18 protein-coding genes are annotated in these 16,453 nt (G+C 73.9%); 11 read left to right on the forward strand and 7 right to left on the reverse strand.

Translation table 11 applies throughout. From position 1 onward, the window contains the following. Positions 1-15 precede the first annotated feature (15 nt). From ACVUH9_RS05010 to rpiA, 6 genes are all read left to right on the forward strand, one after another. Positions 16-1,017 carry an ATP-binding cassette domain-containing protein gene (locus ACVUH9_RS05010; RefSeq protein WP_475754540.1) on the forward strand — a complete coding sequence of 334 codons (1,002 nt, stop codon included), beginning with the start codon at positions 16-18 and terminating at the stop codon, positions 1,015-1,017. Beyond that, the gene (locus ACVUH9_RS05015; RefSeq protein ID WP_475754542.1) at positions 1,014-1,835 is read left to right on the forward strand and encodes an ABC transporter permease; all 822 of its coding nucleotides are present in this window, start codon (positions 1,014-1,016) and stop codon (positions 1,833-1,835) included. Before ACVUH9_RS05010 ends, ACVUH9_RS05015 begins: the two co-directional genes overlap by 4 nt. A gap of 292 nt (positions 1,836-2,127) precedes the next feature. Further along, positions 2,128-2,847, forward strand: coding sequence for a TetR/AcrR family transcriptional regulator (locus ACVUH9_RS05020; RefSeq protein WP_475754544.1), 720 nt, complete (start codon positions 2,128-2,130; stop codon positions 2,845-2,847). A 132-nt stretch (positions 2,848-2,979) separates the two neighbouring features. Next, entirely contained in the window at positions 2,980-3,822 is an 843-nt protein-coding gene (locus tag ACVUH9_RS05025; protein WP_475754546.1) for a siderophore-interacting protein, read from the forward strand. Positions 3,823-3,900: 78 nt separating this feature from the next. Continuing rightward, a complete protein-coding gene (locus ACVUH9_RS05030) occupies positions 3,901-5,379 on the forward strand; it encodes an amidase (protein WP_475754547.1) in 1,479 nt (492 codons plus the stop codon). 4 nt (positions 5,380-5,383) lie between these two features. Then, positions 5,384-6,043, forward strand: coding sequence for a ribose 5-phosphate isomerase A (gene rpiA, locus ACVUH9_RS05035; RefSeq protein WP_475754549.1), 660 nt, complete (start codon positions 5,384-5,386; stop codon positions 6,041-6,043). Here rpiA and ACVUH9_RS05040 read toward each other — a convergent pair. Then, positions 6,030-6,581: a COG4315 family predicted lipoprotein gene (locus ACVUH9_RS05040; RefSeq protein ID WP_475754551.1), complete on the reverse strand. Its 552-nt coding sequence runs from the start codon at positions 6,579-6,581 to the stop codon at positions 6,030-6,032. The two genes, rpiA and ACVUH9_RS05040, sit on opposite strands and share 14 nt — an antisense overlap. 115 nt (positions 6,582-6,696) lie before the next feature. On the opposite strand from ACVUH9_RS05040, the gene ACVUH9_RS05045 reads away from it, so the two are divergent. Together ACVUH9_RS05045 and ACVUH9_RS05050 are read left to right on the forward strand one after the other, a co-directional pair. Beyond that, entirely contained in the window at positions 6,697-7,302 is a 606-nt protein-coding gene (locus tag ACVUH9_RS05045; RefSeq protein ID WP_475754553.1) for an RNA polymerase sigma factor, read from the forward strand. Next, the gene (locus tag ACVUH9_RS05050) at positions 7,299-8,087 is read left to right on the forward strand and encodes a hypothetical protein (RefSeq protein ID WP_475754555.1); all 789 of its coding nucleotides are present in this window, start codon (positions 7,299-7,301) and stop codon (positions 8,085-8,087) included. The genes ACVUH9_RS05045 and ACVUH9_RS05050 overlap by 4 nt, the downstream gene beginning before the upstream one ends. Positions 8,088-8,154: 67 nt before the next feature. Here the strand turns inward: ACVUH9_RS05050 and ACVUH9_RS05055 are convergent, their stop codons facing one another. After that, positions 8,155-9,159 carry a zinc-binding dehydrogenase gene (locus ACVUH9_RS05055; RefSeq protein ID WP_475754557.1) on the reverse strand — a complete coding sequence of 335 codons (1,005 nt, stop codon included), beginning with the start codon at positions 9,157-9,159 and terminating at the stop codon, positions 8,155-8,157. Positions 9,160-9,319: 160 nt separating this feature from the next. On the opposite strand from ACVUH9_RS05055, the gene ACVUH9_RS05060 reads away from it, so the two are divergent. After that, the gene (locus ACVUH9_RS05060) at positions 9,320-10,087 is read left to right on the forward strand and encodes a DUF899 domain-containing protein (protein ID WP_475754559.1); all 768 of its coding nucleotides are present in this window, start codon (positions 9,320-9,322) and stop codon (positions 10,085-10,087) included. A 188-nt stretch (positions 10,088-10,275) separates the two neighbouring features. On the opposite strand, the gene ACVUH9_RS05065 is transcribed toward ACVUH9_RS05060, so the two are convergent. Next, entirely contained in the window at positions 10,276-10,749 is a 474-nt protein-coding gene (locus tag ACVUH9_RS05065; RefSeq protein ID WP_475754561.1) for a group III truncated hemoglobin, read from the reverse strand. A 172-nt stretch (positions 10,750-10,921) separates the two neighbouring features. Here ACVUH9_RS05065 and ACVUH9_RS05070 point away from each other — a divergent pair, with 172 nt between their 5' ends. Beyond that, on the forward strand, positions 10,922-11,737 hold the full coding sequence (locus ACVUH9_RS05070; protein ID WP_475754563.1) for an MBL fold metallo-hydrolase: 816 nt from the start codon (positions 10,922-10,924) through the stop codon (positions 11,735-11,737). A 63-nt stretch (positions 11,738-11,800) separates the two neighbouring features. Next, a complete protein-coding gene (locus ACVUH9_RS05075) occupies positions 11,801-13,201 on the forward strand; it encodes an amidohydrolase (RefSeq protein ID WP_475754564.1) in 1,401 nt (466 codons plus the stop codon). Between the two features lie 121 nt (positions 13,202-13,322). Here the strand turns inward: ACVUH9_RS05075 and ACVUH9_RS05080 are convergent, their stop codons facing one another. The 4 genes from ACVUH9_RS05080 to ACVUH9_RS05095 form a co-directional block, all read right to left on the reverse strand. Continuing rightward, positions 13,323-13,979, reverse strand: a complete 657-nt coding sequence (locus ACVUH9_RS05080; protein ID WP_475754566.1) for a M15 family metallopeptidase — start codon at positions 13,977-13,979, stop codon at positions 13,323-13,325. Positions 13,980-14,149: 170 nt separating this feature from the next. Beyond that, complete coding sequence (locus ACVUH9_RS05085) at positions 14,150-14,581, reverse strand: hypothetical protein (protein WP_475754568.1); 432 nt, start codon at positions 14,579-14,581, stop codon at positions 14,150-14,152. 86 nt (positions 14,582-14,667) lie between these two features. Continuing rightward, complete coding sequence (locus ACVUH9_RS05090) at positions 14,668-15,087, reverse strand: hypothetical protein (RefSeq protein ID WP_475754570.1); 420 nt, start codon at positions 15,085-15,087, stop codon at positions 14,668-14,670. Between the two features lie 119 nt (positions 15,088-15,206). Further along, positions 15,207-16,190, reverse strand: a complete 984-nt coding sequence (locus ACVUH9_RS05095; RefSeq protein WP_475754572.1) for a magnesium and cobalt transport protein CorA — start codon at positions 16,188-16,190, stop codon at positions 15,207-15,209. Positions 16,191-16,453 lie beyond the last annotated feature (263 nt).

The following is a 16,453-nucleotide window of genomic DNA, read 5'->3' on the forward strand; positions in this document are numbered from 1 at the left end:
AGATCAAGGAGCGACATGCGACGAACCACCCTGGCGGTCGAGGCAACCGGCCTCCGCAAGCACTACGACGAGCGCGCGGCGCTCGACGGATTCGACCTCGCCGTGCCGGCCGGAACGGTCTGCGGGCTGCTCGGACCGAACGGCGCGGGCAAGACGACGGCGGTCCGGATCCTGACCACGCTGCTGCGCGCCGACGGCGGCTCGGCCCGCGTGGCGGGCTTCGACGTCGAGCGGGAGGCGGACCAGGTCCGCCACCGGATCGGCCTCGTCGGCCAGCACCCCGCGGTCGACGAGCTGCTCGGGGGCCACCAGAACCTGACCCTCTTCGGCCGGCTCTTCCACCTCGCCCCGAAGGCCGCGCGGCGGCGGGCCGACGAGCTGCTCGCGCAGTTCGGCCTGACCGATGCCGGCGCGAAGCCGATCAGCGACTACTCCGGTGGGATGCGGCGGCGCCTCGACCTGGCCGCGAGCCTGATCCTCGCCCCGCCGGTGCTGTTCCTCGACGAGCCGACGACCGGACTCGACCCCCGGGGACGCAGCGAGGTCTGGAGCGCCGTGCGGCGGCTGGTCGCGGACGGCACGAGCGTGCTGTTGACGACCCAGTACCTCGACGAGGCCGACCAGCTCGCCGACCAGATCTCGGTGATCGACCACGGACGCGTGATCGCCGACGGCAGCCCGGAGGCCCTCAAGTCGCGGCTGGGGGCGGACCGGATCGACCTGGTGGTGGTCGACGCCGCCGATCTGGCCAGCGCTGCGGATGAGCTCGCGGCGTGCGCCAGCGGGCCGGTCGAGGTCGATCGCGACCGCCGCCGGCTGAGCGCCCCGGTCGACGACCGGATGGGCGCGCTGGCGGCGATCGTGGCGCGGCTCGGTGCCGCTCGGATCGAGGCCGAGGACATCGCCGTCCGGCGGCCGACCCTCGACGAGGTCTTCCTGCACCTGACCGGCGGCCGTCGGGACGGCCCGGCGGCACTGCCGATCGACGACCAGGCCACGACCGAGGTGTCCGCATGAGCACGACGACCGCCTCCCCGCGTGTGGCCAGCCGTCTGCGCTGGGCCGCGGCCGACGCCGGCACGATCGCCGGCCGGACCTTCGCCCACTGGGCGCGCCGACCCGGCCTGCTGGTCGCCGGGCTGGCCTTCCCGATCATGATGGTCCTGATGTTCGGCTTCCTCTTCGGGGGCCAGATGTCGGTGCCCGGCGGCGGGGAGTACCTCGAGTTCCTGCTTCCCGGGATGTTCGTGATGACGATGACCTTCGGGATCGAGGCGACGATCCTGGCGGTGACGACCGACGCCGCCAGGGGCATCACCGACCGCTTCCGGTCGATGCCGATGGCCCGCTCGGCGGTCGTGGTCGGACGTGGGCTGGCCGACATGGCCAACTCGGTTCTCGGCCTGGCGGCGATGCTCGGCTGCGGGTTGCTGGTCGGGTGGCAGGCGCACGACGGGATCGGCAACGCGGTGATCGCGGTCGGGCTGCTGCTGCTCCTGCGGTTCGCCTTCGTGTGGGTCGGGATCTACCTCGGCCTGGTGCTGAAGGGGCCCGAGTCGGTGATGCTCGTCCAGGTCCTGGTCTGGCCGATCGGCTTCTTGTCGAGCGCCTTCGTCGCGCCGTCGACGATGCCCGGCTGGCTGGGGACGATCGCCGAGTGGAATCCGCTGACGGCGACCGTCTCCGCCACCCGTGAGCTGTTCGGGAACCCGGGCTGGGGCGGCGACTCGTGGGTCGCTCAGCACGCGATCCTGATGGCCGTCGTCTGGCCGCTGCTGCTGACCGCGATCTTCCTGCCGCTCGCGGCGCGGCGCTACGCCCGGCTCCGGCGCTGACCGGGGAGCGGCGGATTCGCACGCCATCCCGTCCGGGATCGGCCGCGTTTCCCGTGACATGACCACCACAGTCCTGCCGTCGGCGTCTCGCCCGCACGGTCCCGCCTTCGCCGCGGTCGGGTGCCCGCTCGCGGGCTGACCGCCTGGGCCAGCTCCGACGACGACGGCTCATGCCGGCCTCGTGATCGGGGTGGCCGAGATCACCGCTCCCACCGGGAGCTGAACGCCCGAAAAGAGTTGGCGTGCATCGTGTATATAGACGATGCACGCAAGCGGTCTAAGCTTCCGGGGGATGCCCGCAGACTCTGGCCGCCGGGGTAGCCCCGGCCCCCGACCAACCCGCAGGCGCCGGACGCCGGCCGATGCCCGCCAGGAGATCCTGGACGGTGCCGCGGCCGCCCTCCGTCAGTACGAGTGGCGCGAGCTCACCGTCGCCCGGGTGATGGACAAGACGACGCTCTCGCGACCGTCGTTCTACATGTACTTCGACGGCCTGGTCGATCTGCTCCTCCAGCTGACGATCGGCGCCCAGCAGGAGATCCTCAGCCGCTCCGAGGGGCAGCAGTGGCTCGACCGCTCGGTCAGCTTCTACGACTCGGCCCGCGCCGCCCTCGAAGGCCTCGTGGTGCTGCATCAGCACCACGCGTCGACCCTCGGGGCGCTCTTCGCCGCCTCGTACCACGAGCCGGTCTTCTTCGAGGCTCGTCGTGAGATCGAGCGACAGTTCACCGCCGCGATCTCGACCTGGATCACGGAGGAGGTCGCCGCCGGCCGCGCGCCCGCCGGAGACGCTCGCCGCCTGGCCAGTGCGCTGACGATGGCGACCGAGGCCTCGCTCGTGCGGTGGGCGGCGGAGGATCCGCCGCCGACCGCCGACGAGATGGTCGACGTCCTGCTGCGAATCTGGATCGGGTCGATCTACGGGATGACGCCGGAGCAGGTGCGCGACCGCTGGCCGGATCCGATCGGCGGACGTCACCCCGAGCCGGCCGAGGACCCGGAGGGCGGGTAGCGCGGGCGCAGGCCGTGGGCGTCGCGCGGGCGGCGGGGCACCCGCTCCGGGGCGTTCGGGCCAGGCAGCCGGGCCCCGAACTAAGGCATCCCTAACATAGGTGGTCCCGAGCAGCGAACCGAACGAGGACCGATGCCCGACACCCCCAGCACCCCGCCCACCCGCCCCGTCCGTCGGCCGCTGCGCGCCCGCGTCGAGCAGACCGAGCAGCTGACGCCGCACATGATCCGCGTCGTGCTCGGCGGCGACGACCTGCGGGCGTTCCCCGCGGGCGCGTTCAGCGACCACTACGTGAAGCTGCTGTTCCCCGCGCCGGGAGCGCCGTACGGGATGGTCTTCGACGTCGAGCAGGTGCGCGCGGAGCTCCCGCGCGAGCAGTGGCCGCGGACCCGCACCTACACGGTCCGCGCCTGGGACCCCGAGCGGGTTCGCCTGACCCTCGACTTCGTCCACCACGGTGACACCGGGGTCGCCGGCCCGTGGGCGGCCAATGCCCGTCCCGGCGACGAGATCCAGCTGCTCGGGCCGGGCGGCGCCTACCTGCCGGATCCCGACGCGGCCTGGCACCTGCTCGTCGGCGACGCCAGCGTCGTCCCGGCGATCTCGGCCTCGTTGGAGCGGATGCCCGCCGGGGTGCCCGTGTACGTGATCCTCGAGGTCGAGGACGCCGCGGAGGAGCTGCCGCTGCCCACGCCGGCCGACCTCCAGGTCACCTGGCTGCACCGGCGCGGCGGCATCGGCGAGGGGCTGCTTCCGGCGGTCGCGGCGCTCGACTTCCCCGCCGGGACCCCGCAGGTCTTCGTCCACGGCGAGGCGAACGCGGTCCGCGCGCTCCGCCGGCACCTGCTCGTCGACCGGGCGCTGCCGCGCGAGGCGCTGTCGATCTCCGGCTACTGGAAGCAGACCCTGACCGAGGACGGTTGGCAGGCGAGCAAGGCCGAGTGGAACCGCGAGGTCGAGCGGGACGTGGCCTGACGGTCCAGACAACTCCCCACCGTCGCGGGTGATCCGCCAGACTGCCGACCGAGACACACCGACGTGGTTGGAGAACCGATGGAGAGCACCGAGTACGCCGGCCTCGACGGGCTGGGCCTGGCCGAGCTGATCGCGAAGGGGGAGATCACCGCTGCGGAGGCGCTCGCCGCCGCCCAGCGGCGAGCCGCCGAGGTCGATCCCAAGATCAACTCGATCGTCCGCCGGATGGACGGGGAGGCCAAGGCGCGCACCGAGGAGCAGCTCTCCGGGCCGTTCGCCGGCGTTCCGTTCCTGATCAAGGACCTCGGCCAGGACTACGCGGGCCAGCCGACCTCGTTCGGCTGCCGCGCGCTGGCGACGGCGCCGGCGGCCGAGCACTCGACGGTCGTCCAGCGCTGGCTCGACGCCGGGCTCGTGATCTTCGGCAAGACCAACACGCCGGAGTTCGGGTCGAAGGGGGTGACCGAGCCGACGCTGTTCGGCGCGACCCGCAACCCGTACGACCTCGGACGGACCCCGGGCGGGTCCTCCGGGGGATCCGCTGCGGCGGTCGCGGCCGGGATCGTCCCGGTCGCCGGGGCCAGCGACGGCGGCGGCTCGATCCGGATCCCGGCCGGCTGCTGCGGCCTCTTCGGGCTCAAGCCGAGCCGCGGCCTCGTCTCCTGGGGCCAGAGCGTCGGCGAGCCGCTCCAGGGCTCGGCGTCCAACGGCGTGATCTCGCGCTCCGTCCGCGACAGCGCCGCGATGCTCGACGTGCTCGCCGGCCCCGACGCGGCCTCGCCGTACCTCCCGGCCGTGCCCGACGGCGCGTTCCTCGACGAGGTCGGCCGGGACCCGGGCAAGCTGCGGATCGGCTTCCACACCGACTCGAAGCTGAACCCGGCGACCGATCCGGCCGCCGTCGCGGCCGTGGCGGAGACGGCCAAGCTGCTGGAGGAGCTCGGCCACCACGTCGAACCGGTCACGTCCCCGACCGACGACGCCGCGCTTGCCCGCGACTTCCTCACCACCTGGTTCGCCAACCTGGCGTGGGACGTCGACGCCACCAAGCGCCTGACCGGTGCGGGCGACGAGGGCTTCGAGCAGGACACGCTGCTGACGGCCGCGCTCGGCCGCGCGACCCGCGCGGTCGACCTCGTCGACGCGGTCGAGCGCCGCCACATCTACGTCCGCGACCTGGCCCGCTTCCACGAGCGCTACGACCTGCTGCTGACGCCGACGCTCTCGCGTCCGCCGCTGCGGATCGGCGAGCTCGACAGCAGCCGCGGCGAGCGGATCGCCGCCCGGGTGCTGCTGAAGACCCGTGCGACCCGGCTGCTGCCGCATCTCGGGGTCATCGACAAGCTGATCCAGGAGAACCTCGGTTGGGTCCCGTACACCCAGTTGGCGAACATCACCGGTCGTCCGGCGACCAGCGTGCCGCTGCACTGGACGCCCGACGGGCTGCCGCTCGGCGTCCAGTTCGTCGGCCGGCTCGGGTCCGACGGGCTGCTGCTGCGGCTGGCGGCCCAGCTCGAGGCGGCACGGCCGTGGGCCGACCGCCGGCCGCCGCTCTGAGGGCATGCCGGACCGGGACGAACGCGAGAAGGCGGTCGCGGCCGACGCCGCGGCCGCGATCGTCGACGACGCGATGGTCGTCGCGCTCGGCTCGGGCACGACGGTGGCCCGGATCGCGGCTGCGCTCGGCGAGCGCGGCTCGCGGGCGTCGTTCGCCGTCGCCTCGCCGGCGACCGAGCAGGCGGCCCGCGCGGCCGGCCTGCGGCTGGTGGATCCGGCTCGCACCGCCGGCTACGACCTCGCGCTCGACGGCGCCGACCAGGTCGATCCCCGCGGGTGGGCGATCAAGGGCGGGGGTGGGGCGCACACCCGCGAGCGGATCCTGATCGCCGCCGCGGACCGGTTCGTCTGCGTGGTCGGCGAGGGCAAGCTGGTCGACCGGCTGAGCCGCGCGGTCCCGCTCGAGCTGCAGCCATTCGGTCTTGCGGCGACCCTCCGGCGGCTGCCGGGCGCCCGCCTCCGTGACGCGCCGGCGACGGTCGACGGCGGCCTGCTCGCCGACCTCGACGCCGACCTCGACGACCCGCGGGCGCTCGCCGCCCGGCTCGACGCGACCGTCGGCGTCGTCGACCACGGGCTGTTCGCGCCCGAGCTGCTCGACGAGCTGCTGATCGCGTCGGGGGAGCGGGTCGAGCGGCGCCGGCGTCCCGTCAGTGGCTGGTGATCGCGAGCCCGGCCGGGCTGACGACGAACCAGGAGGCACCGAAGCCGGTGTTGCCCTGGCCGTTGGTCTGGCCGGAACCCGTGTCGCCGGCGTAGCGGTAGAGCGGGTGCCGGGCGTAGGTCACCTGGATGGTGCCGTCGGAGCGTTTCGTCGTGCCCAGCAGCCGCGCCTTCGCGTTGCCGGTCACCTTCGCGGTCCCCTTGGTCAGGAGCGGCGGCCAGCCCTGGGCGCAAGCGCCGGAGCAGTTGCTCTTGCCGCTGCGGTCGGCCCTCCAGAGGTAGAGCGTGCGGCCGCTGCCGTTCACGAGGTAGGTGCCGAGGCGGCCGCGGGTCGTGCCGACGGTCGCGGGTCTGGTGGCCTTCGCCGCGTTGGTGGTGCCCGTCGCGCCGCTGCCGTAGCCGGACGCGCCGTAGCCGCTGCCGGTAGAAGACCCGGAGTTGGTCGTGGTGCTCCCGCCGCCACCGTAGCCGCCGGACGAGCCGCCGCAGCCGCTCAGCGCGAGCAGCGCCGTCGTACCGGCGACCGCTGCGAACATCATCGGTCCTCGCATGGGAATGCCCTTCGGTCCGGGGTTTCGGTCCTGCACCACGGAAGACCCCGCGGACCGGAATTCCTTCCCGGTGGCCGGGAACGCCCCCGTTACAGTCGGGCTCGTGGCGCGGCTCGCTCCCCAGGCGCTCGTGCAGCACGTGGATCGGCTCCACCGGGCCGCCTGGGCGCTCTGCGGCTCCCGCGAGGAGGCCGAGGACCTCGTCCAGGAGACCTTCGCCCGGATCCTCGCCAAGCCGCGCGAGCTGCACGGCCAGGACGAGCTCGCGTACCTGCTGCAGGCGCTGCGCAACACCTTCCTGACCGGCCGCCGGACCGCGAGCCGCCGCCCGCGCGAGGTCGCGCCGCTGGCCGAGGTGGTCGCCGTCGACCCGCGGCGGGCCGAGCGACCGGAGGACGCGCTCGAGACGCACGAGCTGCTGGAGGCGATCGCCGCGCTGCCGGAGGACTTCCGGCTGGCGCTGGTCGCGGTCGACGTCGCGGGGCTCTCCTACCGGGAGGCCGCCTCCGCCCTCGGCACCCGCGAGGCGACGATCGCGACCCGCGTCTTCCGGGCCCGTGACCGCGTCGCGACCACGCTGCGCGGGACCACGACGGACCCGTCGGCCGCTCCGCCGGCGGTCGCGCCGACCGCGCGGCCCTGCGGCCCGGCGGGCCGGGTCGAGCGGGGTCGGGAAGGTCCGGGCCCTCAGGGGAGTCTCCATCGGTGAACGACGTGACGCGCCCCGACCCGATCGACCCGATCCTCGCCGCCGAGCTGGCGGCCCTCGCCGACGGCAGCCTGCCGGCGGAGCACGTCGCCGCGCTCGAGCGTCGGGTCGCGGCCTCACCCGAGCTGGTGGACGCGCTCGCGGGCCAGCGCCGGGCGCGCGAGGCGACGCGGGGGTTGGCGTCCGCCGACGCGCCGGAGCGGCTCCACCAGACGGTCGCCGCGATGGTGGCCGAGGCCGCCGCTGCGCCCGCGCGGCCGGCGCGGGCGTGGTGGTCAAGGCCGCGGCGCCGCTGGGCCCTGCCCGCGGCCGTTGCCAGCGCGATCGTGCTCGCGGTCGCGCTCGGGTCGGGAGGGACCTCCCAGCCGAGCGTTGCCGAGGCGGCCCGCACCGCCCTGCGGCCCGCGACCCAACCGGCCCCGGCCGCGCGACCGCAGACCGGCGTGCTCGCGGTCGCGGTCGACGGCGTCGCCTATCCGTACTGGTACGCGAGCTCGGGCTGGCGTGCGGTCGGGATCCGCAACGACGTGGTCGACGGACGCCAGGTCCGCACCGTCGTCTACACCAACCAGCGCGGGCAGCGGATCGGCTACGCGATCGTGGCCGGCGACGCGCTCACGGTCGACGGCGGTCGCAGCGTCGAGCGGAACGGGGTGCGGATGCGGCTGTTCGAGGGCGGCGCGGCGACGATCGTGACCTGGCAGCGGTCGGGCCGGACCTGCATCCTGGCCGCCCGCGACGTCGATTCCGAGCTGCTGGTGCGGCTCGCGAGCTGGTCGTCGTGACGGTCGCTGCCGGGCGACGGCGGCGGGCGGTCCGGGGTTCGGACCACCCGCCGGCGCAGGCTGGCGCCTAGGGGACCAGCACGACCTTGCCGACGTTCCGGCGCTGCTGGAGGATCCGATGGGCCTCCGGCGCTTCGGCGAACGGGATCTCGGCGGCGACGACCGGCGCGATCGTGCCGTCGTCGAGCGCCTCGCGCAGCGGCGTGGTCCAGGCCTCGAGCGATCCGCGGTCGTCCCACAGCCGCAGCATGTTGAGCCCGATCACGGTCTTGCTCTCGCTCATCTGGTCGATCAGGTTGAACCCGCGAAGCATCGCCAGCGCCTCCGGGACCGCCTTGCGCAGGTTGCGGCTCTCGCCCGCGACCACCGACGAGGCACCGAAGGCGATCACACGGCCGCCCGGTCGGAGCATCCCGTAGCTGCGACGCAGCGAGCGGCCACCGACCGCATCGAGGATCACGTCGAACGACGGCAACCCGCGCTGCCAGCCACGCTTGCGGTAGTCGAGCGGGTGGGCGACGCCCTGCGCCCGGATCGCGTCGTGCTTGCCCGGTGAGGCCGTGCCCCAGATCTCGGCTCCGGCCCGCTTGGCGAGCTGGGTCGCGGCGATCCCGACGCCGCCGGCCGCGGCGTGGATCAGGACCCGCTCGCCGGCCTGCAGCGAGCCGTAGCCGTGGAGCGCGGCCCAGGCCGTCGCGTAGTTGACCGGCAGCGCCGCACCCTCGGCGAAGCTCAGCCGGTCCGGCAGCGGGCTGACGGCCCCGGCGTCGACGACGACCTGCTCGGCGTAGCCACCGAAGCGGGTGCCGGCGTAGACCCGGGCGCCGACGACCGGATCCTCGACGCCCGGCCCGACGGCGGTGACCTCACCGGCGACCTCGTAGCCGACGATTGACGGCAGCGGCGGAGCGTCGGCGTAGAGCCCCATCCGGGCCATCACGTCGGCGAAGTTGACCCCGGCCGCGCGGACGGCGATCGCGACCTGCCCCGGACCGGGCGGCCCCGGATCGGGCCGCTGCTCGACCCGCAGGACCTCGGGCGTCCCGTGGCTGGTGATGACGACGGCGCGCACGGGCGGCTCAGGGACGGACGGTCGTGAAGGGCATGATGGGACGCGAGCCTAGCCGGTCCCCGCCCCGCCAGAAACGCCCGTGCCCGAGTGGCCGATGAGTTCTGGGCCGTTGGCGCGTCCCTAGGACGAACCGACGGACCGACTTCCAGAGGAGCCCGAGATGAGCTTGCCCGACGTCGTATCGCAGGACGAGTGGCTGGTCGCCCGCAAGCGGCTGCTGGAGCAGGAGAAGGCGATGACCCGTGCCCGCGACGCGCTCAACGCCGAGCGCCGGCGGATGCCGATGGTCCGGGTCGAGCCGGACTACCGGTTCCAGGGCCCGGACGGCGAGGTCGGCCTGCTCGACCTCTTCGAGGGTCGCCGCCAGCTGATCGTCGGCCACTTCATGTTCGACCCGAGCTGGACCGACGGCTGCCCGAGCTGCACCGCCGGGGTCGACGAGGTCTCGAAGGGCCTGCTCGACCACCTCCACGTCCGCGACACCACGCTCGCCTACGTCTCGCGCGCGCCGCTGGAGCAGATCGAGGCCTACAAGGACCGCCGCGGGTGGACCGCCGAGCGCCGCGGCTGGACGTTCCCGTGGTACTCGTCGTACGGCAGCGACTTCAACTACGACTTCCACGTCACGCTCGACGAGGCGGTGCGGCCGCTGGAGTACAACTTCCGGACCGCCGCGGAGCACGCCGCGGCCGGGAACCCGCTGCCGCTCGAGCCGGGCACGTCGGCCGAGCTGCCGGGGACGAGCTTCTTCCTGCGCGACGGCGACCAGGTCTTCCACACCAACTCGACCTACGCCCGCGGGGCCGAGATGACCGGGGGCTCGTACTACTTCCTCGACCTGACCGCGCTCGGTCGGCAGGAGCAGTGGGAGCAGCCGAAGGGGCGCGCCGACCACGAGCGCGGTGCGCAGCCGAGCTTCGCGGAGTAGCCGGGCCACGTCGCAGTCGCGCGGTAGAACTGCCCACGATGCCGATCACCGAGACCGCCTTCGCGCAGCGGGCCGAGCAGCACCGGCGTGAGCTGCACGTCCACTGCTACTGAGGGGGAGGGACCGACGGCACGTCCGCGGCCCGGCGATCGATCGGATCGCGCCGCGCTTGGCGGCGAGCGCGGGGATCAGTCCGTCGGATCGAGCACGGACGGCGGACCGTGCTGGGAGACCGCGAGGCCACCCGACACGGCCGTGGTCGGCGCCTCCGCACCCGGCTCCGGGAGCCGGCTGTGGAACGCTCGCGCGACCCGCAGGGCGTGGGACTTGGCCAGCTCGGCCCGCTCACCGGCGAACAGCTCGTCGACCGTCGTCCGCCACAGCAGCAGCCACCGCTCGAAGTGCCCGGCCCGCAGGGTGACCTGCCGGTGGAGGTCGGCGTGGACGCGGAAGGCGCCGCCGGCGTAGGTCTGGTTGCCGAGCAGGATCGTCTCCCAGAACGAGGCGATCACGGGGATGTGGGCCTCGAGGTCGAGCTTGGCGACGTCGACGAAGATGAAGCCGATGATCGGGTCGGTCAGGGCGCGGCCGTAGAACGCCCGGACCAGCCGCTCGCAGTCGGCCCGGTCCTCGATGTCGTGGAGATCGCCGTTCGCGGTCACACCCCAACTATGGCGCAGCCGGGCCGCCGGGTCGTGGGAACGGGCACACGAGCGGCCGGTTCGCTGCGCAGAGACTCCGGGTCATGTCGCTGCTTCGCGCGCTCTGCGCTGTCCGCCGCTCCGGACACGACGAGTCTCTGGAGCGGCGACCGTCGGGTAGGCTCGCCGCCTGATGAGCGCGACCCGCCGGATCCACCACCTCGACTGCGGCACGATGTGCCCGCACGCTGCGCCGGCGCTGGGGCTCGTCGACCGTTCAGCCGGGCACCTCGTCGCGCACTGCATGCTGATCGAGTCCGGCGACGGACTGATCCTGATCGACACCGGCTACGGAACCGGGGACATCGCGGACCCCAAGCGGCTCGGTCCGGCCCGCCACCTGCTCCGGGCCCGGCTCGATCCGGACCAGACCGCGGTCGCGCGGGTCCGGGCGCTCGGTCACGATCCGGCCGACGTCCGGCACGTGCTCGTCACCCACCTCGACCTCGACCACGCCGGCGGGCTCGGCGACTTCCCCAACGCCACGGTCCACGTCCACGCGCCCGAGCTGGCCGCCGCCCGGACCCGCAAGCGCGATAGCGCCCTCCGCTACCGGCCGGCGCAGTGGGCGCACCGGCCCCGGTGGCAGGAGTACACCGCGGCCGGCGAGTCGTGGTTCGGCTTCGAGCGGGCGCGGCTGCTGGAGGACCTCGACGTCGAGATCGCGATGATCCCGCTGGCCGGCCATTCCGCCGGGCACGCCGGCTACGCGATCAACACCGGCGACGGCTGGCTCCTGCACGCGGGCGACGCCTACCTGCACCACGGCGAGGTCGCGTCGCCGCCCCAGTCGAGCGCGGGCCTGCGCGCCTACCACCGGATCAACTCCGACGACGCCCGTCTGCGTCGTGAGAACGCCGATCGTCTGTCCGAGCTCGTGCGCGACCACGGCGACCAGATCAACGTCTTCTGCTCGCACGACCCGGTTGAGCTGGCGCGGATGGCCTAGCGGCGGCCGCGGCGCCGGTCGACGGCCACCGGCGCGGCGGAGCACGCCGGTACGCTCGTCGCCATGTCCACCGACGCGCCCGTCGACCTCGCTCGTGCCCTCGATCTGGCGCGCCCCGCGACCGAGCGCATCTGCGCCGAGGTCTGGGCGCTTGCCGAGCTCTCGTTCGAGGAGACCGCCTCGGCCGAGGTCCACGTTCGCGAGCTCGAGGCTGCCGGCTTCACGATCGTCAGCCGGGGCACCTCCGGCCTGCCGACGGCGTTCGTCGCCGAATGGCGTCAGGGCGAGGACGGACCGAAGGTCGGGTTCCTGGTCGAGTACGACGCCCTGCCCGGCCTCGGCAACGCGGCGGTGCCCCGGCAGGAGGCCCCGGCCGACGGCAAGCGGAGCGGGCACGGCTGCGGCCACAACATGCTCGGCGCGGCCCTGACCGGGGCCGCGATCGCGACCCGCCACCAGATGCGGGCCGACGGAACCCCGGGCACCCTGCGCGTCTACGGCTGCGCCGCCGAGGAGACCGAGGGCGCGAAGGTCTTCATGGCCCGCGACGGGCTGTTCGACGACCTCGACGGGGCGCTCCACTGGCACCCGGGCACGAGCGCGGGGGTGATCAACTTCCGGATGGCCGCGGCCCACATCCTCCGGCTCGAGTTCCACGGACGCAGCGCCCACGCCGGCCTGGAGCCGTGGAGCGGTCGCAGCGCGCTCCACGCGCTCGAGCTCGCCGCGCACGGCATCAACGCGATGCGGGAGCACCTCGAGCCGACCGCGCGCGTCCACTACGTCATCACCGACGGGGGTCGGGCGGCGAACATCGTGCCGGACTACGCCCGGATGAGCGTCTACGTGCGCGACGTCGACCGGGCGCGCGTGCAGGCCACCAGCGACTGGGTCCAGCAGATCGCCGCCGGCGCGGCGCTCGCGACCCAGACCAGCGCCGAGGCCGCGGCCTACTTCGGCATGCACGACCTCCTGCCCAACGGGCCACTCGCCGCGCGGATGCAGGCGCACCTGGAGCGGGTCGGCGTACCCGACTGGACCGGGGAGGAACAGGCGTTCGCGCGCGCCTGCCAGCAGCAGGTCGAGCTGCCCGAGGCGGGGCTCTGCACGGCGGTGATGCCGCTGCAGGACGAGCCGACGACCGGCGGCTCGTCCGACGTCGGGGACGTCAGCTGGTGCACGCCGACGATCGGGATCATGATGCCGACGATGCCGCTCGGCGTCGCGCTGCACACCTGGCCGGTGACCGCCTGCGGCGGGATGTCGATCGGCGCGCGGAGCACCGTCGCGGCCACCGAGGTCCTGGCCCGGACGGCCCTCGACCTGCTGACCGACGCCGACCTCCGCGCCGCCGCTCGCGACGACTTCGAGCGGCGCACCGCCGGTCAGCCCTACCGGTCGCTGTTGCGGCCGGAGCAGACGCAGCCCGACGGCCTGACGGTCCGCGAGGACCACTCGTCGTGAGGTCCCGGGTGCGGAACGCCTGACGGCGGCTCGCACGGAGCACCTCGCGGTCTCGGTCACCGTCGAGGCGGACGACACCCGGGTCGGCGGCCGCGGGGCCGACCCCGCCCGGTGCCGGCGGCTACCCCGCGCTGGCGTCCCCGCGCTGGGCGGGGCAGGTGCCGCCGGGCTCGGTCGCCAGCTCGAAGTGCCAGATCTCGTTGGCGTAGGTCTGGCAGAGCCCATAGTCGGTGCCGTGCTGGATCAGCCAGCTGTCGGCGTCGGTCGGCCCGATGTCGACCGCCCGCCCGTGGACGTGGGTCGAGCGCTCGGGCGTGTTCACGTACTGGCGTGCCGTCTGCTCGTTCCCGTACCGCGCGATCGCCTCGTCGAGCAGCCGCTGCTGGTAGGCGGCGCTGCGCCAGCCGCCGTTGAGGCGGATCGTGATCCCGTCCCGGCGGGCCTCGACCGCGGCCCGCCGGATCGCGGTGCGGAGCTTCGGGTCGAGCCGGGTCACGGCCGGATGGTCGGCGAAGACCGAGACCGACTCGCCGGTCGCGATGTAGCCGCTGTCGTCGCCGGAGGCGTCGCCCGCCTTGCCGTTCGGGACCAGCTTCTCGGCCGCCTGGAAGACGGTCGACGGCGCCCGGCCGACGGCGCCCTGGCTCGCGTCGACCAACCGCTGCGCCACGGGGACGTCCGCCACTCGCGAGAGGCCGAAGGCGGTCAGGGTCAGGGTGACGACGACCGCCAGGATGATCGTCGGGCGCCGCGAGCGGCGGCGAGGCTGGTGATGCACGGTGCTCCTCGGTGGTGGGCGGGGCCGAGGACCACCTCACCAACCGGGGCGTTGCCCCTCCGTCTGCGGATTTCCAGACGTTCCCGCAACACCGCGGCACGCGGATGCGCTCGTCGTCATGGCGCTGCGGCTGGTGCGGCCGGTGCGACGACGAGCGAGCGAGCGGGCCGCTAGTGGAACGGGCTGACGCTGCCGATCGCGCGGCAGGCGACCTCGGCGTCGTCGTGCAGCGCGCACGGGGGCTGATCGGCGTAGGAGCCGGTCTCCGCGCCGTCGAGCAGGGCCTCGACGAGGTGCTCGCCGTGGCGGGTGATCGGGATCCCGGCGCGGAGCGCATGCTCGAGGTCGAGCAGCCGCCCGCGGGCGGCGATCACCTGCTCGCGGGTGGGGCAGGGCGGCGGGGTCGGACGGGTCGGACGGGCCGCGGGCACGATCCGGAAGCGCACCGCCTCCGCGATCAGGTCCTCGATCCGGTCGGCCAGGGCGATCCGGTGGGGGCGGTCGAGCACGCCGGGCGCGCGACCCTCGGGGGAGGCGAGCACGACGGCAGAGAGCGGCGGGAACGGGTGCCCGTCGAGCGACGGGGCGGCGGTGGTGGCCATGTCCTCCAGGATCCGTCCGGGACCGCCCGGCTGGTGTGCAGAAGCCGGCGGCTGGTGTGAAGATCGTCCGAAGACGCCGTCGTCGCTCATCGCTGCGCCGCCCCCGAGCGGAGCAACCGTCGGGCTTCACGGGCGTCGTCGTCGAGCGCCAGCAGGTCGCACGGGGCGAGGCCACCGCGACGGACGTCGGCCAGCAGCGTGCCGATCCGCTGCACGCCGCGCGGATCGAGCGGCCCGTCGCCGCGCAGCAGGTGCTCGATCTCGATCAGGACCGGGCGGGCGAGCAGGATCTGCTCGCCGAGGGCGGGGCCGAGACCGGCGGTCGGTCCCGGCAGGCTGCTCCCGCGGTCGATCAGCGCGGCGACGGCGTCGGCCAGCCGCAGACGGTCCCGCCGGACCAGGGTCGCGCGGACGCGGACGCCGAGCGCGGGGCCGCCCCAGAGCGGATGCGGATGGGCGGGGTCGTGCGGCGTCGCGGCTGCGGCCGGATGGTGGTGGGTACTCATGCTCCGAGCGTGGCCCCGGCGCCGCGCAGAGCGGATCAAGACCGATCGCACCGGCATCAAGACGCTGTGAACACGCCGCGCTCCGAGCCGACGCCGGTCGGCGGTCGAGCCGCCGCGCGTCAGATCCAGCGCCGGTAGCGGAAGACGCCCCAGAGCACGACGCCGACCAGCAGCATCATCACGATCGACATCGGGTAGCCGAGCTTCCAGCTCAGCTCGGGCATGTTGTCGAAGTTCATCCCGTAGACCGTGCCCACGAGCGTCGGCGCGAACAGGATCGCGGCCCAGGCGGAGATCTTCTTGACCTCCTCGGCCTGGGCGATGCTCGCCTCCGAGAGCGCCTTGGTCTCGAGGGTCAGGTTGACGTTGAGGATGTTCTGGAGCAGTTCGCGGAAGCCGGCGATCTGCTCGCGGACCTTCAGCGCGTGGTCCTCGACGTCGCGCAGGTAGGCCAGCTCCTCCTGCGAGACGCCCTTGCCGCTCTTCAGCTGCGCGAGCATGTCCGGCAGCGGCAGGGTCGCCCGCTGGAACTCGATCACCTCGCGGGTCAGCTCGTAGATCCGCCGGGACGCGCTGGCGCTGCCGTCGAAGACGTCGTCCTCGATCTCGTCGATGTCGTTCTCGATCCCAGCCACGACCGGCAGGTAGTCGTCGACGACCCGGTCGACGATCGCGTGCATGATCGCCAGCGGGCCGAGTCGCAGCAGGTCGGGCCGGCCCTCGAGCTTCTCGCGCACGCCGCGCAGCTGGGAGGCGTCGCCGTGGCGGACGGAGACGACGAAGCCGGGGCCGGCGAACAGGTGGACCTCGCCGAACTCGACCGACTCGCTCTCGTCGACGTAGCGCGCCGAGCGCAGCACCAGGAAGCGGGTCGTGCCGTACTGCTCGAGCTTGGGGCGCTGGTGGGCGACGACCGCGTCCTCGACGGCGAGGTCGTGGAGGTCGAACTTGCGCGCGAGCTGCTCGAACTCCTCGCGGCTGGGCTCGTGGAGCCCGAGCCAGACGACGGTGTCGGGCTCGCTGCAGGCGGCGAACAGGTCGTCGAAGTCCTCGGGGGAGCCGACCCGCCGTCCGTCGCGGTAGATGGCTCGGCCGACGATCATGCGGCGGAGCGTAGCGGTGTGCCCGGGCGACCCGGGCACCGGCCGCTCCTCCGTCAGCGATCAGTTCCGACGCGCCACCCGGTCCTACCACCAGAGCACCATCGAGGCCGAGGAGCACCGGATGTCCGAGACAGCGAGCGGTACCCGCATCACCCGGCCAGTCGGCACGGCCTTCGTCGCCGTTGCCGGCCCAGGGCCGGGCGCTGCCGCCGACCGGCGGCCGACATCTGCCGACCGCCAGCCGTCCGCGGGGCCGACCGTTG

This window comes from Patulibacter ginsengiterrae, assembly GCF_056269115.1.